We start from the raw sequence: 21,944 nt of genomic DNA on the forward strand, positions 1-21,944 counted from the left end.
TGCGCATCTTGCCGCGATGCGCAGGCAGTTTGAAGCCCCTGCACAATCGGCCCAATTGCAACGTGGTTAAAGGCCATCGAACCCATCGGAGCCGCTCTGGAAGCCTTTCGACCTCATATTCGGTCCCAAACTGGCGAGGTTTCGATATGCAGGATGCGCGCGGTCACGCTTGTGTGTCGTTTGCGCATCAGTACTTGACAAATCGCAGGCCGCATCGTGCGGGTAAATCACTAGTGAAGGATTGAAGTGAAGAAGAACTACAAGCTCGCCATCTTGTTGCTTGCCAGCCTGCTGGCCGCCAGCGCATGGGCGCAGGACTGGCCCGCGAAGCCTGTGCGCGTGATCGTGCCGGCACCCGCGGGCAGCTCGCTCGATCTCATCGCGCGCACGCTGGCCGACCGCCTGCGTGTGATCTGGAAGCAGCCCGTGGTGATCGAGACCAAGGCGGGCGCGGGCGGCCTGATCGGCATGGACACCGTGGCCAAGGCGCCGCACGACGGCTACACGCTGGGCATCGGCTTCAACGGCCCGATCGCCTTCGGCCCCTACATGTATGCGCGCATGCCCTATGCGCCTTCGCGCGACCTGATGCCCATCGTGCTCACGACCTCGCAGCCTAATGTGTTGGCGGTGCAGGCGAACAACCCCGCGAACACGCTGCCCGAGTTCGTCGAATGGGCGAAGAAGCGGGGCGACAAATTCAGCTATGCGTCGGTGGGCGCGGGCAGTTCGTCGCACCTCACGATGGAGCTGTTTCGCAGCGTGGCGCACATCGAGGCGGTGCATGTGCCCTATGCAGGTTCGCCGCCCGCGGGGCTGTCGCTGGCGGCAGGCGACACGCAGGCGCTGTTCGCGGTGGCGCCCGCGCTGCTGCCGCTGATCCAGGGGCAGCGCGTGAAGCTCATCGCCATCACCAGCGACAGGCGCTCCGAGCTCATGAAAGACCTGCCCACCGTGGCCGAGTCGGGCTACCCCGGTTTCGAGGCGCTGGCCTGGAACGGTTTCTTCACCGCCAGCGGCACGCCGCCCGAGGTGGTGCGCCGCATCAACGCCGACGTCAACGACGTGCTGCGGGAGCCGGCCGTGCGCGAACTGCTGGCCAACCAGGGGCTGGTGACGGGCGGCGGCTCGCCCGAGGAGTTCAAGGCCTTCATCGACAGCGAGGGTCGCAAATGGGGTGCGATCATCGCCAAGGTCGGCATCCGCCTCGACCAGTGACATTCATCCCCACGCCACAAGAGAAGATTTCAGGAAAAGAACATGGAACAGTTTCCGCGCGACATCTACACGGAGCCCGAGCCCGATCCGCACACGCTCGCCAACCTCGGCCCGCTCACGGGCCTGGCGGGCCGCTGGGTCGGCACGGCCGGCCACGACGTGAGCCCGAAGGAAGACGGCCCCGAGGCCGAAGCCTTCATCGAGCACGCGGAGTTCCAGCCCATCGATGCGCAGACCAACGGGCCGCAGATCTTCTACGGGCTGCGCTACCACCTGCGCATCGCCAAGCCGGACGACGTGGAAACCTTTCACGACCAGGTCGGCTACTGGCTGTGGGAACCCGCCACGGGCGCGCTGATGCAGACGCTGTCGATCCCGCGCGGACTCACGGCCATGGCCACCGGCCAGGCGAAGCCCGGCGACCGCAGCTTCAGGCTCGAGGCGGTGCGCGGCGGCGAGACCAACGGCATCGTGGCCAATCCGTTCCTGGAGCATGCGTTCAAGACGCTGCGCTACAGCATCGAGGTGTCGATCCATGACGACGGCAGCTGGTCCTACGAACTCGAGACGGTGCTGAGCGTGCGCGGAAAGCCCGAGCCCTTCAGCCACACCGACCGCAACACGATGCGCAAGATCGGCGAGCCCACGCCGAACCCGACCGCGCAAGCCGCGATGGCGAGCACCGTGGCCTGAGCGACTGTTGCGAGTCGGTCCCGGTGCTTGCTGCGCGCCAGGCATCAGTCCAGCCGCAACGATCCCAGCCGCGCGACGATCAGGTCGTGCAGCGTCTGCGCCGCCACCGAGAGGCTGCCTTCGCGCCGCTGCACCATGTAGAGCGTGCGCGTGAGGGAAGGCAGGGGCAGCGGCCGCGTCACCAGCGTCTCGCGCTGGAAGTGGAACAGCGTGAGCGCGGGCACCACGCTGATGCCCAGCCCGGCTTCGACGAGGCCCATCACGGTGGCCAGGTGCTCCACCTCGAACACGGCATTCAGGCGCTGCGGATGCAGCGCCGCATCGAACGCCTGCCGCACGCTGCTGTTGCGCGCCATCTGGATGAAGGGGTAGGGCGCGATCTTCTTCGCCGTGAGGCGCGGCTCGCGCGCCAGTGGATGGTCGGCGCGGCACACGAGGTGGAAGCGGTCGGTGCAAAGCTTGCGCGCGCGCAAGTCGCCGTCGGCGGTACCCCCGGCACCCGATGCGGCGAGCGCGAAGTCGGCCTGGCCGCTGCGCACCAGCGCGATGCAGGCGTCGGACAGCGCATCGTCCAGGTCGATGCGGATGCCCGGCCAGGCCTGCATGAATTCGGCGAACACCGCGGGCAGCCAGCCGGCAGCGAGCGAGGGCAGGGCCGCCACGCGCACGCGGCCCTTGCGGCGCTCGACGTGGTCGGCGAGGTCGCCCATGGCGCTGCCCATGTCGTCGAGCAGCCGGCGCGCGGAGCCCTCGAACAGCCGGCCTTCGGGCGTGAGCTGCACGCTGCGCGTGTCGCGGTCGAACAGGCGCGCGCCGACCGCGTCTTCGAGCGTGCGGATCAACGCGCTGAACGCGGGCTGCGAAAGGTGGCTGCTCTGCGCCGCGCGCGTGAAGTTGCGGTGCTCGGCCAGCGCGAGAAAGGCGCGCAGCTGCCGCGTGGAGAGGTCGGGCGTCTTTCTCATGTCTCGGATGCCGCTGGCCGGCTTGTTATTTGAAATCCGGATCAATCGATCCGGATTTTCGATTTTACGGATGATCGGCTGCTGCCTACAGTGCACGGCAATGAACTCCATGGAACCACCCTCGCTGTTGATCGGATGCGCTGCCGGCTTCTCGGGCGACCGCACCGACGCCGCCGGGCCGGTGGTCGATACGCTGATCGCGCGGCTCGGCAGCGGCCCCGCAGGGCAGCGCGCCTTCCTCATCTTCGAGACGCTGGCCGAGCGCACGCTGGCATTGGCCCAGTTGCGCCGCCGCGCCAACTCCGACGCCGGCTACGAGCCGCTGCTCGACGACATGCTGCGGCCCGTGCTCGCGCGCTGCCTGGCGCATGGCATCCGCATCGTGAGCAACTTCGGTGCCGCCAATCCGCGTGCCGCTGCCCGGCACATCGCCCGCATGGCGCGCGAATTGGGCGCGGATGCGCCGCGCATCGCGGTGGTGGAGGGCGACGACCTCTCGGGGCCCGAACACCGCACGCTGCTGAATGAAGCGCTCGGCGCGCGGATGCAAGGGCTGCGCGTGGTCAGCGCCAATGCCTACATCGGCGCGGAACCCATTGCCGCAGCGCTCGACGCGGGCGCGCAGATCGTGGTGTGCGGCCGCGTGGCCGACCCTTCGCTCACCGTCGGGCCGGCCATGTCGCACTTCGGCTGGCGCGCCGACGACTGGGACCGGCTCGGCCGCGCGACCATGGCGGGCCATCTGCTCGAATGCGGCGCGCAGGTGTGCGGCGGCTACTTCGCCGACCCCGGCTACAAGGAGGTGCCGGGGCTTGAAGCGGTGGGCTTCCCCATCGCCGAGATCGACGCCGAGGGCCGCTGCACCGTCGGCAAGGCCGACGGCACTGGCGGCCTCGTGAGCGAAGCCACAGTGAAGGAACAACTGCTCTACGAGGTGCACGACCCGGCCGCCTACCTGACGCCCGACGTGGTCGCGGACATTGCCGATGCCGAAGTGCACGCGCTGCCCGGCGCCGACCGCGTGGCGCTCTCCGGCGTGCGCGGCCACGAACGGCCGGGCCGCTACAAGGTCAACGTCTGCCACGAGGGCGGCTGGCTGGCCGAGGGCGAGATCTCCTATGCGGGGCCACGCGCCGAGGCCCGTGCGCGGCTCGCGGCGGAGGTGCTTCGCAAGCGGCTCGACGGACTCGCGCTGCGCGTGGACCTGATCGGTGCGCTGAGCATCCTCGGCGACGATGCCGGCCGCGCGTTGGCACACACGCCCGACACCGGCCTGCGCGACGTGCGCCTGCGCGTCGCAGCCACGCACGCCGAGCGCGCGCAAGCCGAGCGGCTGGCGCGCGAGGTGATGGCGCTCTACACCTGCGGCCCGGCCGGCGGCGGCGGCGTGCGCACCGCGCTCACGCCGCGGCTCAACACGCTGTCGTGCCTGCTGCCGCGCGAGGCAGTGCCGGTGCGCTTCGAACTGCTCGATGCAAAGGCACTGGCATGAGCACCCCCGACATGATCGACGTGCCGCTCTACCGCGCCGCCCACGGCCGCACCGGTGACAAGGGCGACCGCTCCAACATCAGCGTGATCGCCTGGCACGCGGAGCTGTATCCGCTGCTGGTCGAGCAGCTCACGCCCGAGCGCGTGGCCGCGCAGTTCCAGCACCGCGCGCCGTCGCAGGTGCAGCGCTTCGTGCTGCCGAAGCTGCACGCGATGAACTTCGTGCTCGACGCGGTGCTCGACGGCGGCGTCAACGATGCGCTGAACCTCGATGCGCACGGCAAGGCGCTTTCCTTCCTGCTGCTCGACATGCCGATCCGCGTGCCTCGCGCGCTCGAACCCTTGCTGGCCGGGCCGTAGCGGTGGCTTCCTTTTTTCTTTGACCCATTCCATCCGGAGACAAAACAATGAAACGATTTCCCCTCGCCGTGCTGACCACCGCGTTGGCCCTGGCGCCGCTGCTGGGCCATGCGCAGGCCTTCCCCGAGAAGGCCATCACCTTCGTCGTGCCCTTCGCGGCCGGCACCGCCACCGACCAGATCGCGCGTGCCATCGGCAACCAGGTCGCGGCCGAGACGAAGCAGGCCGTCATCATCGACAACAAGGCCGGCGCCAGCGGCTTCATCGCCTCGCAGAACGTGGCCAAGGCGCCCGCCGACGGCTACACGGTGCTCATCACCACCAACACCACGCACGCCGCCAACGAGCACTTGTTCAAGAAGCTGCCCTACGACCCCGTGAAGGACTTCGCGCCAATCGCAGCACTCGGCAAGGGCGGCCAGATCATGGTGGTGAACCCATCGTTTCCGGCGAAGAGCGTGGCCGAGTTCATCGCGCTCGCGAAGAAGGAGCCGGGCAAGTACAGCTTCGGCAGCGGCAGTTCGTCGAGCCGCATGGCGGGTGAGCTGCTGCAGCAGATGGCTGACATCAGGCTGCTGCACGTGCCCTACAAGAGCAACACGCTCGCCGTGACCGACCTGCTGGGCAGCCAGATCAACATGATGATCACCGACACCGCTACCGGCCTGCCGCAGGTCAAGGCGGGCAAGCTGCGTGCGCTGGGCGTCTCCAGCGCCGCACGCTCGCCGCTCGCGCCCGACGTGCCCACCATCTCCGAAGCCGGCGTGAAGGGCTACGAAATGGGCTACTGGTTCGCGGCCTATGCGCCTGCGAAGACACCGCCCGCCGTGGTCAAGCGGCTCAATGAACTGCTGGTGAAGGCCGCGAAGAGCGAGGCCGCAAAGACCGGGTTCTACGAGCCGACCGGCACCGAGGTGTTCACGACCTCGCCCGAAGGGCTCGCGAAGTTCCAGGCGGCCGAGTCGCAGAAGTGGGGCCGCATCGTGAAGGCGGCCGGCATCGAGGCCGAGTAGCCCGCGCGCCGCAGCGGAGATCGGCGCCGCACCAGACACCACAACGAAGGAGACAAACCATGGAACGCTGGAGCCTTGCGGCTGCCACGGTGGCTTCGGCCGCCTTTTTTCTGAGCGGCTGCGGTGGCAGCAGCGGTGGAGGCGGGGGCATCGTGCTGCCACCCACCGCCGCACCGCCGACTACCTCGCCCCCCGCGGCTGCCACCGCACCTAAATTCACGCTCGCGATCTCGAAGACCGAGGACGTGCCCGGTACCTTCGGCAGCGTGGGTACCTACGAGAAGATCAGCGGCACCTTCACCGGCGAGGTCGACCCGAAGGACGCGCACAACGCCATCATCCAGGACCTGTCGCTCGCGCCGCTCAACGCCAACGGCAAGGTCGAGTACAGCTCCGACTTCGTGCTCTTCAAGCCCAAGGACATGGCGAAGGCCGGCGGCGTGCTGCGCTACGACGCGCCGAACCGCGGCAACATCGTGAACCTCGATCCGTACTTCGCATCGCGCGGCTACGTGTTCCTTACGGCTGCATGGCAGGGCGACGTACCGGCCGCAACGGGCAAGCTCACGCTGAAGGTGCCGGTCGCGAAGAATGCGGATGGCAGCAGTATCACCGGCACCTACCGCGCCGAGCTGCTGCCGACCGTGGCGACGAACGATTCGCTGCCCCTGCCGGGCGGCCCGTTCAACGCCGCCATGCAGGCCTACGCGACCGCGAGCCTCGACAACACCAGGCCAGGCTACGTGCTCACGCGGCGCATCAACGAAGGCGATGCACGCCAGCTCATTCCTGCGAGCGACTGGAAGTTTGCGAAGTGCGCCGCCGCCACGCCGTTCCCGGGTACGCCCGACGAGACCAACGTCTGCCTCAAGGACAAATGGGACCCGGCCTACATGTATGAACTGGTCTACGTGGCGAAGGACCCGAAGGTCATGGGCCTGGGCCTTGCTGCGGTCCGCGACATGATCGCCTTCTTTCACAACGAAGCCAGCGATTCGGCAGGCACCGCCAACCCCGTGGCCGCTGCGATCAGGAACACCATTGCTTCGGGCGTATCGCAGTGCGGCAACTTCATGAAGACCTTCGTGCACCTCGGCTTCAACGAGGACCGTGCGGGCCGCAAGGTGTTCGACGGCGTGTTCGCGCAGATCGCGGCGCGGCAGACCAACATCAACATGCGCTTCTCGATTCCGGGCGGCGGCGGTGGCGTGCGCACCGACCACACGGCCTTCGGCCAGGCCGGCACGCGCGGCCTCTCGAAGGACTACGTGGACGACGTGGCCCAGCGGCGCGGCGGCATCCTGTCGCGCTGCGGGGCGAGCGGCACCTGCCCCAAGCTCTTCATCGGCTTCAGCGGCACCGAGTTCTATGTGCTGCAAGGTTCGCCATTGCTGACTGACGCCTGGGGCACGGCAGACCTCGTGCAGCCGGATAACGCGCGCATCTACTACTACGCGAGCACGCACCATCTGCTGGGCCTGGCGTCGCTGCCGGGGACGAGCGCCGGCGCGCTCTACACGACCAACGCGAACACCGGCGTGGTGCCGGTCGTGCGCGCGCTGTACCAGAACCTCGAGGACTGGGTCGTGAGCGGCACGACGCCACCGGACAGCCAGGTGCCGAAGGTGGCCGACGCCACGCTGGTGCGGCCGGCGCAGGTCAAGTTCCCGGCCATTCCGGGGGCAAGCTACACGGGCCTCGTCAACACCTACTCGCTGCTCGACTGGGGGCCGAACTACCGGCCGCAGGACGAGAGCGGCATCGCCACGCAGGTGCCGCCGGCCTACCTGGGCCGCGACTACGCGATCCTCGTGCCGCAGGTGGACGCGGACGGCAACGACGTGGCGGGCATCCGCAGTCTCGACGTGGCCGTACCCGTGGGCACCAATACCGGATGGAACTACACGAACCAGCCGGGCCGCATCGACCAGGCGGGGTTGTTCGGGTCGTACTTTGCGTTTGCCAAGACGCCAGCGCTGCGCGGGAGCGATCCTCGCCTGTCGCTGCAGGAGCGCTATGTGGATCAGGCGGGCTACGTTGCGGCCGTGACCACGGCCGCCAACGACCTGGTGGCCAAGCGCTTCATGTTGCGCGTGGATGCCGATGCGGCGATTGCGGCCGCCGTCGCCAAACCTGTGTTGCCTTGAGCGGTGCGGATTCGGAGGCTGAATTTTGACGACCGCTAGACGGCTTGAGGACTCCTGGGCGGCACACAGCTGGCGCTCTCTGTCTGCTACGATCTCGCCACCGGGAAGACAGCCTCCCGTTCTGCAAAGTTAGACGGTGTCCCGTCCAAGCGCTGGTGACTCATAACGGAGCTATCTGTGGACACCGCCTTGCCTGACGCACAGCCCGCGCCTTCTGCGCCCATCCAGTCCATTTCATTCGCTGAAGCCTTCCGCTTCTGGCTCAAGCCGGGCTTCGGCGGACCAGCGGGGCAAATCGTGTTCATGGCACGGCCTTTTTTCCTCTCCGGCACGCAATGAGTACGCCCCCTTCGTCTCGTTCATGGGGCGGTCTCACGCGCCTGCTGCCCGCCGGCGTCGACCCCGGCGCCATGCCTCTGCTCGTCGCACGAGGGCTGCGCGCCTTTGGCGATGGGTACATGGCCGTGCTGCTACCGGCCTACCTGCTTTCGAACGGGCTGGGTACGCTGGAGGTCGGCGTCCTCAGCACGGCCACGATGCTGGGCTCTGCCTTGGCCACGCTGGCGGTTGGTGCATGGGGCTACCGCTTCGCTGGAGGGAGATTGCTGCGCATTGCCGCCTTGCTGATGGCCGCAACCGGCCTCGGCTTTGCGGGTTTGTCGGCGTTCTGGCCGTTGCTGGTCGTCGCGCTCGTTGGCACCCTTAACCCCAGTTCGGGCGATGTGAGCGTTTTCCTTCCTCTCGAGCACGCTCGGCTGGCCGCGGCGGCGCAGGGCCATGCACGAACCGCGCTGTTTGCTCGCTACAGCCTTTTGGGTGCGCTGTGTGCCGCGATGGGCGCATTGGCTGCGGCTGTGCCGGATTGGCTGGTTCAACACAGCCGGCTTGCGCGCCTCGACGCGCTGCGCGGAATGTTCCTGGTGTATGCCGCGATCGGGCTCATCGTTTTCTGGCTCTATCGAAACCTGTCGGCCCATGACGCAGGCAACAGCTCGATCAGCGCGCCTGTCGCCCCGGCACCCTTGGGGCCTTCACGCGGCGTGGTGGTGCGATTGGCGGCACTCTTCAGCGTCGACGCCTTCGCCGGCGGATTGACGGTCAATGCGTTGATGTCGCTATGGCTGCTGCAGCGATTCGGCTTCTCGCTGACCCAGGCCGGAGTGTTCTTCTTCTGGACTGGCTTGCTGGGTGCCGCATCGCAGCTCGCGGCTCCTGTGGTTGCACAACGAATCGGGTTGCTCAACACGATGGTCTTCACGCACCTGCCGGCCAACGTCTGCCTTGTGTTGGCTGCGCTGGCGCCCAGCTTGCCGATTGCGCTGGCTTTGCTGATGGTTCGCAGCGCGTTGTCATCGATGGACGTTCCTACCCGGACGGCCTATGTGATGGCCGTCGTGACCCCCGCGGAGCGCAGCGCCGCGGCGAGTTTCACTGCCGTTCCGCGGAGCTTGGCTGCGGCCATCAGTCCGACGCTCAGTGGCGCACTGTTTGCGGCCGGATGGATCTCCTTGCCGCTCATTGCGTGCGGGCTGCTCAAGATTTCCTACGATCTTGCACTGTGGCGTGCCATGCGGCGGGATCGACTTGATGCAGAGTAGCCGTTCGGCGCGCCGACTCAGTGGAGATGCCTGTGGTGAGCGTCTGGAACATGCGCGTGGGCGTGGCGAATCGGCTCGTGGACATGAGGATGGCTGTGAGCGCCCACCGGGAGCACGTCGTGGAGGTGATCGTGATGACCGTCGTCATGGCTGTGTGCGTGCTCATGCTCCATCTGCTCATGCCCGTGCTCGTGGGCGTGCGACTCCATCAGGTGCAATGCGACGCCAAGCATCATCAGGATGCCGCCGACCGCCATCGCCAATGTGCCGCTTCGATCGCCGAGCGCAATGGCAAAGGCCGCGCCGATGAACGGCGCAAAGGCGAAAACCGAGCCAGTGCGCGCGGCGCCGAAAGCCCGCTGCGCGAGCAGATAGAAGCGCAGGCTGAGTCCATAACCACTCGCGCCGACCGCGAACAGAATCAATGCCGCAGCCGGGGCCGGCATCGGTTCGTTCAACAGCCAGCCCAGCAGCGCCGTCGCCACCGCCCCGATGGCGGCCTTTCCCAGCACGACCTGCCCGGGGTCGCGCTCGGCCAGGGCACGTGAAAGCGTGTTGTCGGTGCCCCAGGCGGCAGTCGCCACGAGCACGGCGAGCATTCCCCAGAGCTGCGTGTCGCCATTGCGGCCCTGATCCAGAACCAACGCCACGCCCCCAGCAAGCAGCAGCAGCATGGCCGCCCATACGCGTCGGTCCATGGTCTCTTGGTAAAGGAGCCGCGCCAGCAGTGCCGTGAACAGCGCCTCCAACGCCAGCATCAGCGAAGCGCTGGTACCGCTCGTGTGCTGCAGTCCCCAGGCGAGGGCAACGGGGCCGAGTACCGCGCCGAAGGCCGCCATGGACAGAAGCCGCGGTAGATCGCCGCGCACCATCCGCGCTTCGCGCTCCACACTCTGGCGGGAGGCGAAGCCGACGGCAGCGGCTCCCGCATAAAGCAGCGCGGCGGTCGTGAAGGCGCCCAGTCCCTTGCCGAAATGCTGGACCAGAGGCGTGCTGACCCCGAAAAGGACCGCTGCGAGCAGGCCGCCCTTCACCGCGGGCAGGGAAAGATGCCAGGCAGTCATGACCGGATATTTGATCGTGAAACGGACTGTCATTGTCTCGCGCCCCTCGATCTGAAATTGCGAGTCAGCGAGAACCGACAACTGCCTCAGGCGCGGTGCACCCCAAAGCCCGCCTCACCCGGCGCGATGTCCTCGCGCAGCGTGAGTGCGGGAATCTCGTAGTCGCCGCCGTTCTGCCGCCGGAACGGAATCGGCTCGGCCGTGAACAGCGTGTCGAGCCGCTGGCCCAGTTCTTCGGTGATGCGCGCGTAAGCGGCCTCGTCGACCTTGTGCGTGCGATGCACCACGTAAGGCGGCAGCACGTCGAAGCCGGGGTAGTAGAGGATGCCGTGATGGATGGGGAACAGCAGGTCGTCCATCGGCCCATTGATGCCGCGCGGCGCGTAATGCGAGGCCCAGCCGCCGGTCGTCACCACCAGCATGGCGCGCTTGCCGGTCAGGGTGCCTTCGCCGAAGCGGTCGCCCCAATGCGTGTCGGAGTGTTCGCCCACGCCGTAGGCGAAGCCATACGCATAGATGCGCTCGACCCACCCCTTGAGGATGGCGGGCATCGAGTACCACCACAGCGGAAACTGCAGGATCACCGCGTCGGCCCACAGCAGTTTTTCCTGCTCGGCGGCGATGTCCGCGGTTTGCGTGCCGGCCTCGAAGGCCTGCAGCGAATCGAGGGCGGGGTCGAAGCGCGCGGCGGCATCGCGCGCGGGGAAGTCGTCGGCGTCGAGCGCGGGCTTCCAGCGCATGGCGTACAGATCCGACACGCGCACGGAGTGGCCGGCGGCCGCGAGGCGTTCTGTCATGAAGCGATGGAGCGCACCGTTGAGCGAGGCGGCTTCGGGATGGGCAAGGACCAGCAGGATGTTCACGGTTTCACAAGGGTTCGAATGAAGATGCCCGCAGGTTAGGCGCCGTGGCGATATATTGGAAATGAATAGTCTGAATTCCAGCAATTGCCATGAACAATTTCAGCCGCATCGATCTCAACCTGCTGGTCACGCTCGACACGCTCCTGGCCGAGCGCAACGTCACGCGCGCGGCCGAGCGCCTGAACCTCTCGCAGCCCTCGGTGAGCGTGCAGCTCGCCAAGCTGCGGGAAGTGTTCGGCGATCCGCTGCTGGTGCCCGCGCAGCGCGGCATGCGGCCCACCGCGCGCGCCGACGAACTGCGCGAGCCGCTGCGCGAGGCACTGGAGTCGCTGGGCCGCGCAGTGGCACCCACGCGGCCTTTCGATCCAGCCGAGGCAACCACCACCTGGCGTGTTGCCGCAGCCGATTACGCCGAGTCGGCCATCCTGTTGCCAGCCTTGGCAAGGCTGCGAGCCGAAGCACCGCACACGCGGCTGGCCGTGGTGGAGGCGGTGCCCTTACGTATGGCGCGGCAGCTGGAGCAGGGGGAGATCGACCTGTTCTTTCACACCAGCGAGGGTGCGCCGCCGGGGCTGCACCGGCGCGTGCTGTTCCATGAGCGCTACGTGCTGGCCGGGCGGGCAGGGCATCCGCGCCTGAAGCGACGGCCGACGCTGGCGCAGTTCTGCGCGCTGGAGCACGTGGTGGTGTCGCTCGGCGGCGGCGGTTTCGCCGGGCCGACTGACGAGGCGCTGGCCGAGAAGAGTCTCGCGCGGCGCGTGGTGCTATCGGTGCCGCACTTCCTTTTCATGATGTCGGTGCTGGCCTCCACCGACATGGTGGCGATGCTTCCCGAGCGGCTGGCGCGCGGCGCGCCCGGGCTGCGGGTGGTGGAAGCGCCGCTCGAGGTGGCCGGTTACGAGATGGCCATGCTCTGGCATGAGCGCCGGCACCGCGACCCGGCGCACAGGTGGCTGCGCGAGCAGATCGCAGCCAGCCTCTGAAGCCCTGCAGACTTAGAAGGCATCGACGGTCTTCTCGGCGTCGACCTCGCGGTGAAGGGGCAGCCACAGCATGAAGCGGGTTCCGGTGCTGCCGGATTCCCAGCTCACGGTGGCGCCGATGGCAAGTGCGCGCCGCTGCTGGTTGTGCAGCCCGCGGCCGCCGCGGCGCAGGGCCTCATCCACGTCGAAGCCCGTGCCGTTGTCTTCGATCGCCACGCACACGCCGTGGTCGAGCGTCGCGGTGCTCACGCAGATGGTGGTGGCCCGCGTGTGGCGCAGCACGTTGGCCACGCATTCCTGCACGATGCGCAGGATGTGCAGCGCGCTTTTCGGCTCCAGCCAGGACAGCACGGGCACGGGCTGCACCTCCCAGCGCAGCGCGATACCCGCGCTCTCGATGCGCGGGGCCAGGCGAAAGCGCAGGGTTGCCAGCAGCAGCAGCAAGTCGGCGTCCACGTTCTCCATGGAGTCGATCACCAGCTTCAGGTCTTCCATGCAGCCCTTGAGCACGTCGGAAACCTCGGCGTCGCTCATGGTGCCCCGCTCCACGGAGCGGATGGCGCTGATCAGCGACGAACCGAGCCCGTCGTGCATGTCCTGCATCAGGCGCCGGCGCTCGGCGCTGAGCATGTGCTGGGTTTCGATGGCGCGCAGCCGCCGGTAGCTTTGTCCCAGTTCGGCTTCGCGGGCCTGCAGGCGCTGGGCCAGGCCCTTGTTCAGCCGGCCCACTTCGGCGAACGCGTCCGTGTAGCGCTGGAACAGGATGTACGAAAAGACGAAGAACAGGCCGATGATGGCGTAGGGAGAGGTGTACACGCTCTCCGGGCTGACCAGGTTGTTCTGCAGGAACCCGTCGTAGGAGGTGAACGCGACGGCGAAGACGGTCCAGCCCGCCACCAGCCGCCCCTCGGGCAGTTGCACGCGCAACGCCTTGCGCAAATTCACCGCGAAGATCAGCACCGCGACGGGCAGCACCATCAGGTTGAGCAGGGGCGTGAAGAGGTAGAGGCTGACCATCCGCGTCGAGACATGAGGCAGCGTTGTGACATTGCAGGCCAGCGTCAAGGCCAGTGCCGAACGGGTCAGCCAGGCAGAAGGCTGCCGATGCAGGCGCTGCAGGAACAGGTGGATCAGGACGATCAGCCAGAGCAGGCTGGCAACGGTGATCCATTCGAACCATTCGTCCGAAATCGGGATGTAGCTGCCGCCCACGTAGTAGTGAAGCGTTCGCAGGAAGGCGAGCACGGAGATGGCGAAGAACAGCAGGTACAGCGATTCGCGCCTCTTGCCCAGCCACACGGCGAACGCGAATGCGCCAACCGCCAGGAACGCGGCGCTGCCCATGAACGGCAACTGCACCTGCAGCAGTTGGCGCATCTGGTAGCGCCAGCTCAGTGAATCCTCGTCGCCCACCCACACGGTCGAGAATCCGCTGCCGCTGTTACGCAGGCGGTCGACGCGGATCAGCACGGACGCCGGCGAAGGCGTGTTGGCGGCCGCGTTCAGCGGCAGCAGGAGCGGATGGTTGTAGCCGTTGTGGACGGGGCTGCCATGCGACTGATAGAGCAAAAGCCCGTCGCCGTACACCGCAATGTGGCCCAGGGTCTTCCAGCGCGGCAGATAAAGAAGGCGCGGCTGCGCCGATGGCGCCAGCCCGGCCAGGTCGATGCGGTACCAGTCGGTGACGGTACGCGCGCCGCTGGAAGACGTGGGCACCAGTTCGCGCGCAGCCGTATGTGGGAGGCTGATCGTCTTCCAGCCGTCGACCGGCAGCGCGGCGTCTTCCGTACGCTTCGGAGGGGCGGAATAGCCCGTGCCGGAAACGGAGAGCAGCTCGGCCTGCGTGATGTGGACGACGCCATCGCGCTGAGGCACGGCATCGGCCTCCGATGGTTCACTGGCGTGCGCACACGGCAGAACGGCGAGCGGCAAGGCCAGCCACAGCTTGGCGATCCAGCGGCTGACTCTCCAACAGCCTTTGCTGGCTGGCCTCATAGATCGCTTCTGCCTTGGAAGTCATTTTTGTAGATGCGCCTGACGAAGGTAGGCAATGTGATGCGGTTCGGCTCCTGCTCCCGCCGGTCGACCGCGAGCCGATTATGTCCTTGGCCCATTTTTCCTGCCAACCCTGGCAACCTGGGCATCGGCGCGGTCACCCTCAGATCACGGGCACGCTGGTTTCCTTCAGCACCCGCAGCACGAAGTGCGACTTGCTGTGCCGGATACCGGGGATCTTGTAGAGCTTTTCGCGCAGCAGCCGTTCGTAGTCGCGCGTATCGCGCACCGCGATGCGGATGTAGTAGTCGTAGTCGCCCGAGACGAGGTAGGCCTCCTGGATCTCCGGAATGGTCGCCAGCGTGCGGCCGAAGTCGTACAGGGTCTCGTCGGTGTGGCTTTCGAGCGTGACTTGCACGATCACCGAGTCGTGGTAGCCGAGCTTGGCCGGATCAACGTCGACCGTGTAGCGCTTGATGACGCCCGAGGCCTCGAGCTTCTTGATGCGCGTCCAGCAGCTGGTGGGCGACAGGCCGACCTCGTTGCCGATCTCCTGCAGGGTCTTGCGCGAGTCGAGCAGCAGCACGCGCAGGATGGCCAGGTCGGTCTTGTCGAAAGATCCTTCGTTGTCGTTGGTGTTTTGCCGATTGGTTTTCATGAATCGAGTTCAAAGAGCCAAAAGAAAGAAGCATATTTTGCGCTCGAACCGGAAGAATCGACGGCATGCGACTTCTCGACCTACCCCTCACGTCTTCCCTGTCCCTCCATCCGGAAGCGCCAGCCCGTATCCGCAACGGCGCCGAAGCCCTGCTCGACACGCTGGTCGAGTGCGGCGTGGACACCATCTTCGGCTACCCCGGCGGCGCGGCGCTGCCGCTGTACGACGCGCTGCACGGCGAGCCGAGGCTGCGCCACGTGCTGGTGCGCCACGAGCAGGCGGCCGTGCATGCGGCCGAGGGCTATGCGCGCAGCACCGGCCGCGTGGGCGTGGTGCTCGTTACCTCTGGGCCGGGCGTGGGCAACACCATCACCGGGCTGCTCGATGCGATGAGCGATTCGGTGCCGGTGCTGTGCATCAGCGGGCAGGTGGCCACCGCCGTCATCGGCACGCAGGCATTCCAGGAGAGCGATGCGCTCGGCATGTCGCGCCCGGTGACCAAGTGGAACCGGCAGGTGCGCTCGGCCGACGACGTGCCCTCGCTGGTGCGGCGTGCGCTGGAGATCGCCACCACCGGCCGCCCGGGGCCGGTGCTGCTCGACGTGCCGAAGGACATCCAGCTCGACCGGCTGGGCAGGGCGCCCGAGCCTTCGCCGCTGCGGGCCTTGCGCACGAGCCGCACGGCGCTGCCACCGAAGGCCATGATGCAGCGCGCTGCCGATCTGCTTTCGACCGCGCGCCGGCCGGTCATCTATGGCGGCGGCGGGCTGGTCAATTCGGGGCCTGCCGCCTGCGAGGCTTTCGCGCGGCTCGTGAACCTGCTGCATGCGCCGTGCACGCTCACGCTGATGGGGCTGGGCGCATTCCCCGCATCGGACCCGAAGTTCATCGGCATGCTGGGCATGCACGGCATGCTCGAAGCGAACCTTGCGATGCACGAGGCCGACCTCGTGATGTGCGTCGGCGCGCGCTTCGACGACCGCGTGACCGGCAAGCTCGACGAGTTCTGCCCGCACGCGCGCAAGATCCACATCGACATCGACCCCGGCAGCATCAACAAGGTGGTGCACGTGGACGTGCCGATGGTGGGCGACTGCGCGGTGATCCTCGAAGGCCTGCTGGCGCTGCTGCCGGCCGAAGGCTTCGCGCGCGCGCGGCTCGCGCCGTGGTGGGAGCGCATCGAGCGCTGGCGCGCTGAGGACTGCCTGGCCTTCGAGGCGCGGGAGGACTCGATCCTGCCGCAGCAGCTGATGTCGTCGCTGCAGCGCGCTATCGGCGCGAGCGGGCGCGACACCATCGTGTCGACCGACGTGGGGCAGCACCAGATGTGGGCAGCGCAGTACCTGCGCTTCGACAGCCCGCGCCACTGGCTCACGTCCGGCGGCGCCGGGACCATGGGTTACGGGCTGCCCGCGGCCATCGGCGCGCAGATCGGCCACCCCGAGGCGCTGACCGTGTGCGTGAGCGGCGATGCCTCGGTGCTCATGAACATCCAGGAGCTGTCGACGGCCGTGCAGCACCGCGCGCCTGTGAAGCTGGTGCTGTGCAACAACGGCTACATGGGCATGGTGCGGCAATGGCAGGAGCTGAACCACGGCAACCGCCTGAGCCACAGCTGGAACGAGGCACTGCCCGACTTCGTGGCGCTGGCAAAGGCCTTCGGCTGGGGCGCGCGGCGAGTGTCGGACCCGGCCGAGCTGGAGGGCGCGCTGGCTGAATGCCTGACGAGCGACGGGCCGTTCTTCCTCGACGTGCAGGTCGCGGCGCAGGAGAACTGCTTTCCGATGATGCCGTCGGGGCATGGGCACCACCGGGTGATGCTGGCGAAGGACCGCTGGTACGAGGAGGCGTGAATATCCTGTTCCCTCTCCCTCCGGGAGAGGGAGTAGAAGCGGGCTCAACGGCGCGGCGAGATGTTCAGCGTCCTGCAGAAGTCGTAGAAGGCTTCGAGCTCGAGCGATTTGTCGAACACCGCGTCCACGCCCGCGGACAGCGCGCCTTCGCGCACCTCGGAGCTCGCGTAGTTCATGAGGACCACCGTGCGCTGCGCCGGCGACTTGTGCGCCTGCAGGTACTGCGCCACGGCGAGCCCGTTGCCTTCGGCCAGGAAGATGTCGATGACGGCCGCATCCCAGCCATCGGGGTTGTCCTGGAGCCAGTCGATGGCACCGCGCGAAGTGGCGGCAGTCCCGATCACGTTGCATTCGGAAAATTCCTCCAGTCCGTCGGCCAGCGTGGCGGCGATCAGGGGGTTGTCTTCTATCAGGTAGATGCGGGTCATCGTGCGGGGCCGGAACTTCTTGTAACGCTCGGCTTGTCTTGTCTCGGGCCGAGGCAGGCTATTGTCCAGACCGAAGCCAGGGGGCGAGTCGGACAAAGCCGCCACCTGTCGTAGACCTCTGCAGGCTTGCGCTTAGACTGCGCCGGCCCGCACCTATCCCTTGCACGGAAACTTTCATCGATCATGTTCAGAACATTGCTCAAATCCAAGATCCACCGCGCCACCGTCACCGACTGCGAACTGCACTACGAAGGCTCCTGCGCCATCGACCAGGACCTGCTCGACGCAGCCAACCTGGCCGAGAACGAGCAGGTGCACATCTGGAACATCAACAACGGCGAACGCTTCGTAACCTATGCCATTCGCGGCGAGCGCGGCAGCGGCATCATCTCGGTCAACGGCTCGGCCGCGCGCCGGGCTGCCGTCGGCGACCTGCTCATCATTGCGGCCTTCGGCCTTGTGCCCGAAGAGCGCGTGGCCGGGTACCTGCCGAAGCTGGTGTTCGTGGACGGCGCCAACCGCATCAAGGAAGAGCGCGCGCACATTCCGGTGCAAGCCGCCTCCGGCGAGCCCGTGCCGGCATGAGCGCCTGAGGCTGTAGATCACTGGCGTACAAGACCCGGCTTCGCGGCGGTTCTATCGTGCGCGGGTCTTGAACTCGCACACCATCGTCGTGCTCGAGATCGCGGCGAAGCCCGGTGGCTGCCAGGCCCATTTCTCGCGATGGCTCCGCCGCTGCTTCGGCGTCACGCCCGGCAACTACATGGCCGCTCGGCAGCGCGTGAAAAAGACCGCGTGAGAAGCCGGGGCACTTGCCCCGCCCGATGTCAACAAGCCACACGCCCGCGCGTGCGGATGCTTCGGCAGGACAAAAGTACCAGGCTTTTCAAGCTCGTCCCGGTACTTATCGCTCAGGAAGGAAAGGGCATTCCTTCCATGTGCTCGCGCCGCTGGCGCCATCTAATTTGAACAAGAGAAACGCAGCGTCGAGACAGCTACGCGCCGGCCTTTCGGCGCCCACAAAGGAAGCACATGACCGCGATCACCGGCTCCAACGGCAACGACCTTCTCACCGGCACGGCCGGCAACGACACCATCAACAGCGGCAACGGTGACGACACCGTCAACGGCGGAGCCGGAAACGATTCATTGAATGGTGGCGCGGGAGACGACACGCTCAACGGTGGCAGCGGCAGCGACGATCTCAACGGAGGATCGGGGAACGACACCCTGATCTACAACGTCAGCGAAAACACCGCGGCCGGCACCAGAGACGTGTACACGGGCGGAGCGGGCGTCGACACGCTCCTGCTCCAGTTCACGCGGGCGCAGTGGCTGGACTCTGCCACCCAGACGCAGATCGCCGCCTACCTGGCCCATCTTGCGGCAGTGACCAATGCCAAGACCGGCGAGGTTTCCAATGGTTCGGCGAGCGATTTCGTTTTTACCTTCGGATCGTCCACGCTGACCGTCCAGATGACCGAAGTATTGAGAATCCTTGTGGACGGGGTCGAGTTGAATCCGGCCAACCAGGCGGTGACGGCGCTGGGCGATGCGGCCGCGACGACCGAAGACGGCCCGGGCGTGCAGATCCATGTGCTGCAGAACGATCTGGTCCCTGACCTTGTCAAGAACTTGACGCTGGCCTCGGGCCCGGCCCACGGGACGGCCACGCTCGTTCAACCCGCGATGGGCGATCCGTCGACCTGGTATTTCCAGTACCAGCCCCATGCGGCCGATTTCCAGTACCTGGCGGCAGGCGAGCACGCAACCGACACCTTCAGCTACCAGGTGACAGACGCCGATGGTGGGACGGGACTGGCCACGGCGACCATCACCATCACCGGCACCAACGATGGTCCGGTGATCACAGCCCAGGACCTGGCGGGTGCGGTGAGCGAGCAGGTCGCGCCGGTGGGCACGCTGAGCGACAGCGGTGTCATCGGCTTCAGCGACCTGGACCTGAGCGACGTGCACCTTGTGAGCGCCACCGGCACGCCGGTCGGCAGCGTGCTGGGGAGCCTCACGGCGGTCAAGAACGTCGACACCACAGGGACCGGCACGGGCGGCCAGCTCACCTGGACCTACACCGTGAACGCCACGGCCGTCGAGTACCTGGCCGCGGGCCAGACTCGGGTCGAGAGCTTCACCATCACGGTGAACGACCAGCACGGCGGCATCGTCACCCGTCAGATCGACGTGACCATCACCGGCACCAACGACACGCCGACGATCGGCACGGCCGATGCCGCTGCGGCGGTGACCGAGGATGCGGCGACGCCGACTCTGAGCGACAGCGGCACGATCACCTTCGACGACGTGGACCTGAGCGATGCGCACAGCGTCAGCGTCGCGGCCGGTTCAGGCAACACGCTGGGCGGGGTCTTGACGGCCGGCGTCAGCGATGCGGCCACGGGCGCGGGCGACGGCACGGTGAGCTGGAACTACAGCGTTGCCAACGCGGCCACGCAGTATCTGGCCCAGGGCCAGACGGCGACGGAAACCTTCACCGTCACCATCAACGATGGCCATGGCGGCACGGTCAATCAGCAGATCACCGTGACGGTGACCGGGACCAATGACGTGCCGGTGATTGGTGGTGTGGCCAGCGGGGCGGTGACCGAGGATGCCTCGACGCCGAACCTGAGCACCGGTGGTGCGTTGACGATCGCTGATGTCGACCAGGGCCAGTCGAACTTCGCGCCTCAGGCGAGTACGGCCGGTAGCCATGGCTATGGCAGCTTCGCATTGGCGGCCAATGGTAGCTGGACTTACACGGCCAACAACGGCCAGACGGCGATCCAGCAACTGGGCGCTGGTCAATCGATCACCGACAGCTTCACCGCCGTGTCGTCGGATGGCACTGCCAGCCAGGTGGTGACGGTGACCATCACCGGCACCAACGACGTGCCGGTGATCGGTGGCGTCGCCAGCGGGGCGGTGACCGAGGACGCCTCGATGCCGAACCTGAGCACCAGCGGCGCGCTGACGATTGTCGATGTCGACCAGGGCCAGTCGAACTTCGCGCCTCAAGCGAGCACAGCCGGCAGCCACGGCTACGGCAGTTTCGCGCTGGCGGCGAATGGCAACTGGACCTACGCGGCCGACAACAGCCAGGCGGCAATCCAGCAACTGGGCGCTGGTCAATCGATCAGTGAAAGCTTCACCGCAGTTTCCTCCGACGGCACGGCCAACCAAGTGGTGACAGTGACGATTACTGGCACCAACGATGTGCCGGTGATCGGCGGGGTGGCCAGCGGGGCGATGAACGAGGATGCCTCGACGCCGAACCTCAGTACCGGTGGTGCGCTGACGATTGCCGATGTCGACGCAGGACAGTCCAGCTTCACAGCCCAGGCCGGCACCGCCGGAAGCAGCGGCTATGGCAGCTTCACGCTCGCGGCCAATGGCAACTGGAGCTACACGGCCGACAACAGCCAGGCGGCGATCCAGCAACTGGGTGTCGGCCAGTCGATCAGCGACAGTTTCACGGCAGTCTCGTCCGATGGAACGGCCAGCCAAGTGGTGACCGTGACCATCACCGGGACCAATGACGTACCGGCAATCGGTGGCGTCGCCAGCGGCACCGTGAACGAGGATGCATCGACGCCGAATCTGAGCACCGGCGGCGCGCTGACGATCGCCGATGTGGATGCGGGCCAATCCAACTTCACGCCCCAAGCGGGCACCGCCGGCAGCAGCGGCTATGGCAGCTTCACGCTGGCGGCCGATGGCACTTGGACCTACACGACTGACAACAGCCAGTCGGCGATCCAGCAACTGGGCGCTGGTCAATCGATCAGCGACAGCTTCACCGCAGTTTCCTCCGACGGCTCGGCCAGCCAGCTCGTGACCGTAACCATTGCCGGGACCAACGATGTACCGGTGATAGGTGGCGTCGCTAGCGGCGCGGTGACCGAGGATGCTTCGACGCCGAATCTGAGCACCGGCGGTGCGCTGACGATTGCCGATGTCGACCAGGGCCAGTCCAGCTTCGCAACCCAGGCTGGCACCAGCGGCAGCAACGGCTATGGCAGTTTCACGTTGGCAGCCGACGGCAGCTGGAGCTTCACGGCCGACAACAGCCAAGCGGCGATCCAGCAGCTGGGCGCCGGGGAGTCGATCAGTGACAGCTTCACCGCCGTGTCGTCCGACGGCTCGGCCAGCCAGCTCGTGACCGTGACCATTTCCGGGACCAACGATGTACCGGTGATAGGTGGCGTCACTAGCGGCGCGGTGAACGAGGACGCCTCGATGCCGAACCTGAGCACTGGTGGTGCGTTGACGATTGCCGATGTAGATGTGGGCCAGTCGAACTTCGCGCCACAGGCGAGCACTGCCGGCAGCAACAGCTACGGCAGCTTCTCGCTAGGTGGTGCGTTGACGATTGCCGATGTAGATGTGGGCCAGTCGAACTTCGCGCCACAGGCGAGCACTGCCGGCAGCAACAGCTACGGCAGCTTCTCGCTAGCGGCCGACGGCACTTGGACCTACACGGCTGACAACAGCCAAAGCGCGATCCAACAACTGGGCGCTGGCGAGTCGATCAGTGACAGCTTCACCGCCGTGTCCTCCGACGGCACGGCCAGCCAGCTCGTGACGGTGACGATCACCGGGA

Annotated in this window: 19 protein-coding genes; 13 read left to right on the forward strand and 6 right to left on the reverse strand. The window is 66.8% G+C overall.

Annotated features, from left to right (window positions below; translation table 11 throughout):
- Positions 1 to 246: 246 nt before the first annotated feature.
- A complete protein-coding gene (locus tag ASC92_RS25535; RefSeq protein ID WP_056521450.1) occupies positions 247 to 1,218 on the forward strand; it encodes a Bug family tripartite tricarboxylate transporter substrate binding protein in 972 nt (323 codons plus the stop codon).
- 42 nt (positions 1,219 to 1,260) lie between these two features.
- A complete protein-coding gene (locus ASC92_RS25540) occupies positions 1,261 to 1,911 on the forward strand; it encodes an FABP family protein (RefSeq protein WP_056521454.1) in 651 nt (216 codons plus the stop codon).
- A 44-nt stretch (positions 1,912 to 1,955) separates the two neighbouring features.
- On the opposite strand, the gene ASC92_RS25545 is transcribed toward ASC92_RS25540, so the two are convergent.
- Positions 1,956 to 2,873 carry a LysR family transcriptional regulator gene (locus ASC92_RS25545; protein ID WP_056521456.1) on the reverse strand — a complete coding sequence of 306 codons (918 nt, stop codon included), beginning with the start codon at positions 2,871 to 2,873 and terminating at the stop codon, positions 1,956 to 1,958.
- 100 nt (positions 2,874 to 2,973) lie between these two features.
- Here ASC92_RS25545 and ASC92_RS25550 point away from each other — a divergent pair, with 100 nt between their 5' ends.
- The 6 genes from ASC92_RS25550 (at position 2,974) to ASC92_RS25570 (ending at position 9,482) form a co-directional block, all read left to right on the forward strand.
- The gene (locus ASC92_RS25550) at positions 2,974 to 4,365 is read left to right on the forward strand and encodes an acyclic terpene utilization AtuA family protein (RefSeq protein ID WP_056521459.1); all 1,392 of its coding nucleotides are present in this window, start codon (positions 2,974 to 2,976) and stop codon (positions 4,363 to 4,365) included.
- The gene (locus tag ASC92_RS25555) at positions 4,362 to 4,724 is read left to right on the forward strand and encodes a hypothetical protein (protein ID WP_056521461.1); all 363 of its coding nucleotides are present in this window, start codon (positions 4,362 to 4,364) and stop codon (positions 4,722 to 4,724) included. Before ASC92_RS25550 ends, ASC92_RS25555 begins: the two co-directional genes overlap by 4 nt.
- 47 nt (positions 4,725 to 4,771) lie before the next feature.
- Positions 4,772 to 5,737, forward strand: a complete 966-nt coding sequence (locus ASC92_RS25560) for a Bug family tripartite tricarboxylate transporter substrate binding protein (RefSeq protein WP_056521465.1) — start codon at positions 4,772 to 4,774, stop codon at positions 5,735 to 5,737.
- A 59-nt stretch (positions 5,738 to 5,796) separates the two neighbouring features.
- Positions 5,797 to 7,884: an alpha/beta hydrolase domain-containing protein gene (locus ASC92_RS25565; RefSeq protein WP_056521468.1), complete on the forward strand. Its 2,088-nt coding sequence runs from the start codon at positions 5,797 to 5,799 to the stop codon at positions 7,882 to 7,884.
- Positions 7,885 to 8,061: 177 nt separating this feature from the next.
- Positions 8,062 to 8,223, forward strand: coding sequence for a hypothetical protein (locus ASC92_RS28775; RefSeq protein ID WP_157609132.1), 162 nt, complete (start codon positions 8,062 to 8,064; stop codon positions 8,221 to 8,223).
- Entirely contained in the window at positions 8,220 to 9,482 is a 1,263-nt protein-coding gene (locus ASC92_RS25570; protein ID WP_056521470.1) for an MFS transporter, read from the forward strand. The genes ASC92_RS28775 and ASC92_RS25570 overlap by 4 nt, the downstream gene beginning before the upstream one ends.
- Positions 9,483 to 9,499: 17 nt before the next feature.
- Here ASC92_RS25570 and ASC92_RS25575 read toward each other — a convergent pair whose 3' ends face one another.
- Together ASC92_RS25575 and ASC92_RS25580 are read right to left on the reverse strand one after the other, a co-directional pair.
- Positions 9,500 to 10,546: a DMT family transporter gene (locus tag ASC92_RS25575; protein WP_056522155.1), complete on the reverse strand. Its 1,047-nt coding sequence runs from the start codon at positions 10,544 to 10,546 to the stop codon at positions 9,500 to 9,502.
- An 86-nt stretch (positions 10,547 to 10,632) separates the two neighbouring features.
- Positions 10,633 to 11,409, reverse strand: coding sequence for an NAD(P)H-dependent oxidoreductase (locus tag ASC92_RS25580; protein ID WP_056521473.1), 777 nt, complete (start codon positions 11,407 to 11,409; stop codon positions 10,633 to 10,635).
- Positions 11,410 to 11,498: 89 nt separating this feature from the next.
- Between ASC92_RS25580 and ASC92_RS25585 the strand changes: the two genes are divergently transcribed.
- Positions 11,499 to 12,392, forward strand: coding sequence for a LysR family transcriptional regulator (locus ASC92_RS25585; protein WP_056521475.1), 894 nt, complete (start codon positions 11,499 to 11,501; stop codon positions 12,390 to 12,392).
- A 12-nt stretch (positions 12,393 to 12,404) separates the two neighbouring features.
- Here the strand turns inward: ASC92_RS25585 and ASC92_RS25590 are convergent, their stop codons facing one another.
- Both ASC92_RS25590 and ASC92_RS25595 read right to left on the reverse strand, forming a co-directional pair.
- Entirely contained in the window at positions 12,405 to 14,387 is a 1,983-nt protein-coding gene (locus ASC92_RS25590) for an ATP-binding protein (RefSeq protein WP_056521480.1), read from the reverse strand.
- Positions 14,388 to 14,550: 163 nt separating this feature from the next.
- On the reverse strand, positions 14,551 to 15,045 hold the full coding sequence (locus ASC92_RS25595) for an Lrp/AsnC family transcriptional regulator (protein ID WP_200936034.1): 495 nt from the start codon (positions 15,043 to 15,045) through the stop codon (positions 14,551 to 14,553).
- A 65-nt stretch (positions 15,046 to 15,110) separates the two neighbouring features.
- On the opposite strand from ASC92_RS25595, the gene ilvB reads away from it, so the two are divergent.
- Positions 15,111 to 16,898, forward strand: a complete 1,788-nt coding sequence (gene ilvB / locus ASC92_RS25600; RefSeq protein WP_056521482.1) for a biosynthetic-type acetolactate synthase large subunit — start codon at positions 15,111 to 15,113, stop codon at positions 16,896 to 16,898.
- 44 nt (positions 16,899 to 16,942) lie between these two features.
- On the opposite strand, the gene ASC92_RS25605 is transcribed toward ilvB, so the two are convergent.
- Positions 16,943 to 17,326 (reverse strand): response regulator, encoded by a 384-nt coding sequence (locus ASC92_RS25605; protein WP_056521485.1) that lies wholly within the window; start codon positions 17,324 to 17,326, stop codon positions 16,943 to 16,945.
- Between the two features lie 183 nt (positions 17,327 to 17,509).
- On the opposite strand from ASC92_RS25605, the gene panD reads away from it, so the two are divergent.
- The 3 genes from panD to ASC92_RS25615 form a co-directional block, all read left to right on the forward strand.
- Positions 17,510 to 17,911, forward strand: coding sequence for an aspartate 1-decarboxylase (panD, locus tag ASC92_RS25610; RefSeq protein ID WP_007839165.1), 402 nt, complete (start codon positions 17,510 to 17,512; stop codon positions 17,909 to 17,911).
- A 67-nt stretch (positions 17,912 to 17,978) separates the two neighbouring features.
- Entirely contained in the window at positions 17,979 to 18,125 is a 147-nt protein-coding gene (locus tag ASC92_RS28780; RefSeq protein ID WP_157609133.1) for a hypothetical protein, read from the forward strand.
- A gap of 233 nt (positions 18,126 to 18,358) precedes the next feature.
- On the forward strand, positions 18,359 to 21,944 hold a 3,586-nt coding region (locus ASC92_RS25615), incomplete at its 3' end, for a beta strand repeat-containing protein (protein WP_200936035.1).

Origin of the sequence: Variovorax sp. Root411 (genome assembly GCF_001425205.1) — a bacterium.
In the GTDB taxonomy this organism is placed as follows: Bacteria; Pseudomonadota; Gammaproteobacteria; order Burkholderiales; family Burkholderiaceae_C; genus Variovorax.

Bases quoted from the DNA above. Each gene is read 5' to 3' on its own strand.
- ASC92_RS25540 (WP_056521454.1), top strand. From the start codon at position 1,261: ATGGAACAGTTTCCGCGCGACATCTACACGGAGCCCGAGCCCGATCCG.
- ASC92_RS25545 (WP_056521456.1), bottom strand. From the start codon at position 2,873: ATGAGAAAGACGCCCGACCTCTCCACGCGGCAGCTGCGCGCCTTTCTC.
- ASC92_RS25550 (WP_056521459.1), top strand. From the start codon at position 2,974: ATGAACTCCATGGAACCACCCTCGCTGTTGATCGGATGCGCTGCCGGC.
- ASC92_RS25555 (WP_056521461.1), top strand. From the start codon at position 4,362: ATGAGCACCCCCGACATGATCGACGTGCCGCTCTACCGCGCCGCCCAC.
- ASC92_RS25560 (WP_056521465.1), top strand. From the start codon at position 4,772: ATGAAACGATTTCCCCTCGCCGTGCTGACCACCGCGTTGGCCCTGGCG.
- ASC92_RS25565 (WP_056521468.1), top strand. From the start codon at position 5,797: ATGGAACGCTGGAGCCTTGCGGCTGCCACGGTGGCTTCGGCCGCCTTT.
- ASC92_RS25570 (WP_056521470.1), top strand. From the start codon at position 8,220: ATGAGTACGCCCCCTTCGTCTCGTTCATGGGGCGGTCTCACGCGCCTG.
- ASC92_RS25575 (WP_056522155.1), bottom strand. From the start codon at position 10,546: ATGACTGCCTGGCATCTTTCCCTGCCCGCGGTGAAGGGCGGCCTGCTC.
- ASC92_RS25585 (WP_056521475.1), top strand. From the start codon at position 11,499: ATGAACAATTTCAGCCGCATCGATCTCAACCTGCTGGTCACGCTCGAC.
- ASC92_RS25590 (WP_056521480.1), bottom strand. From the start codon at position 14,387: ATGAGGCCAGCCAGCAAAGGCTGTTGGAGAGTCAGCCGCTGGATCGCC.
- ASC92_RS25595 (WP_200936034.1), bottom strand. From the start codon at position 15,045: ATGAAAACCAATCGGCAAAACACCAACGACAACGAAGGATCTTTCGAC.
- ilvB (WP_056521482.1), top strand. From the start codon at position 15,111: ATGCGACTTCTCGACCTACCCCTCACGTCTTCCCTGTCCCTCCATCCG.
- ASC92_RS25605 (WP_056521485.1), bottom strand. From the start codon at position 17,326: ATGACCCGCATCTACCTGATAGAAGACAACCCCCTGATCGCCGCCACG.
- panD (WP_007839165.1), top strand. From the start codon at position 17,510: ATGTTCAGAACATTGCTCAAATCCAAGATCCACCGCGCCACCGTCACC.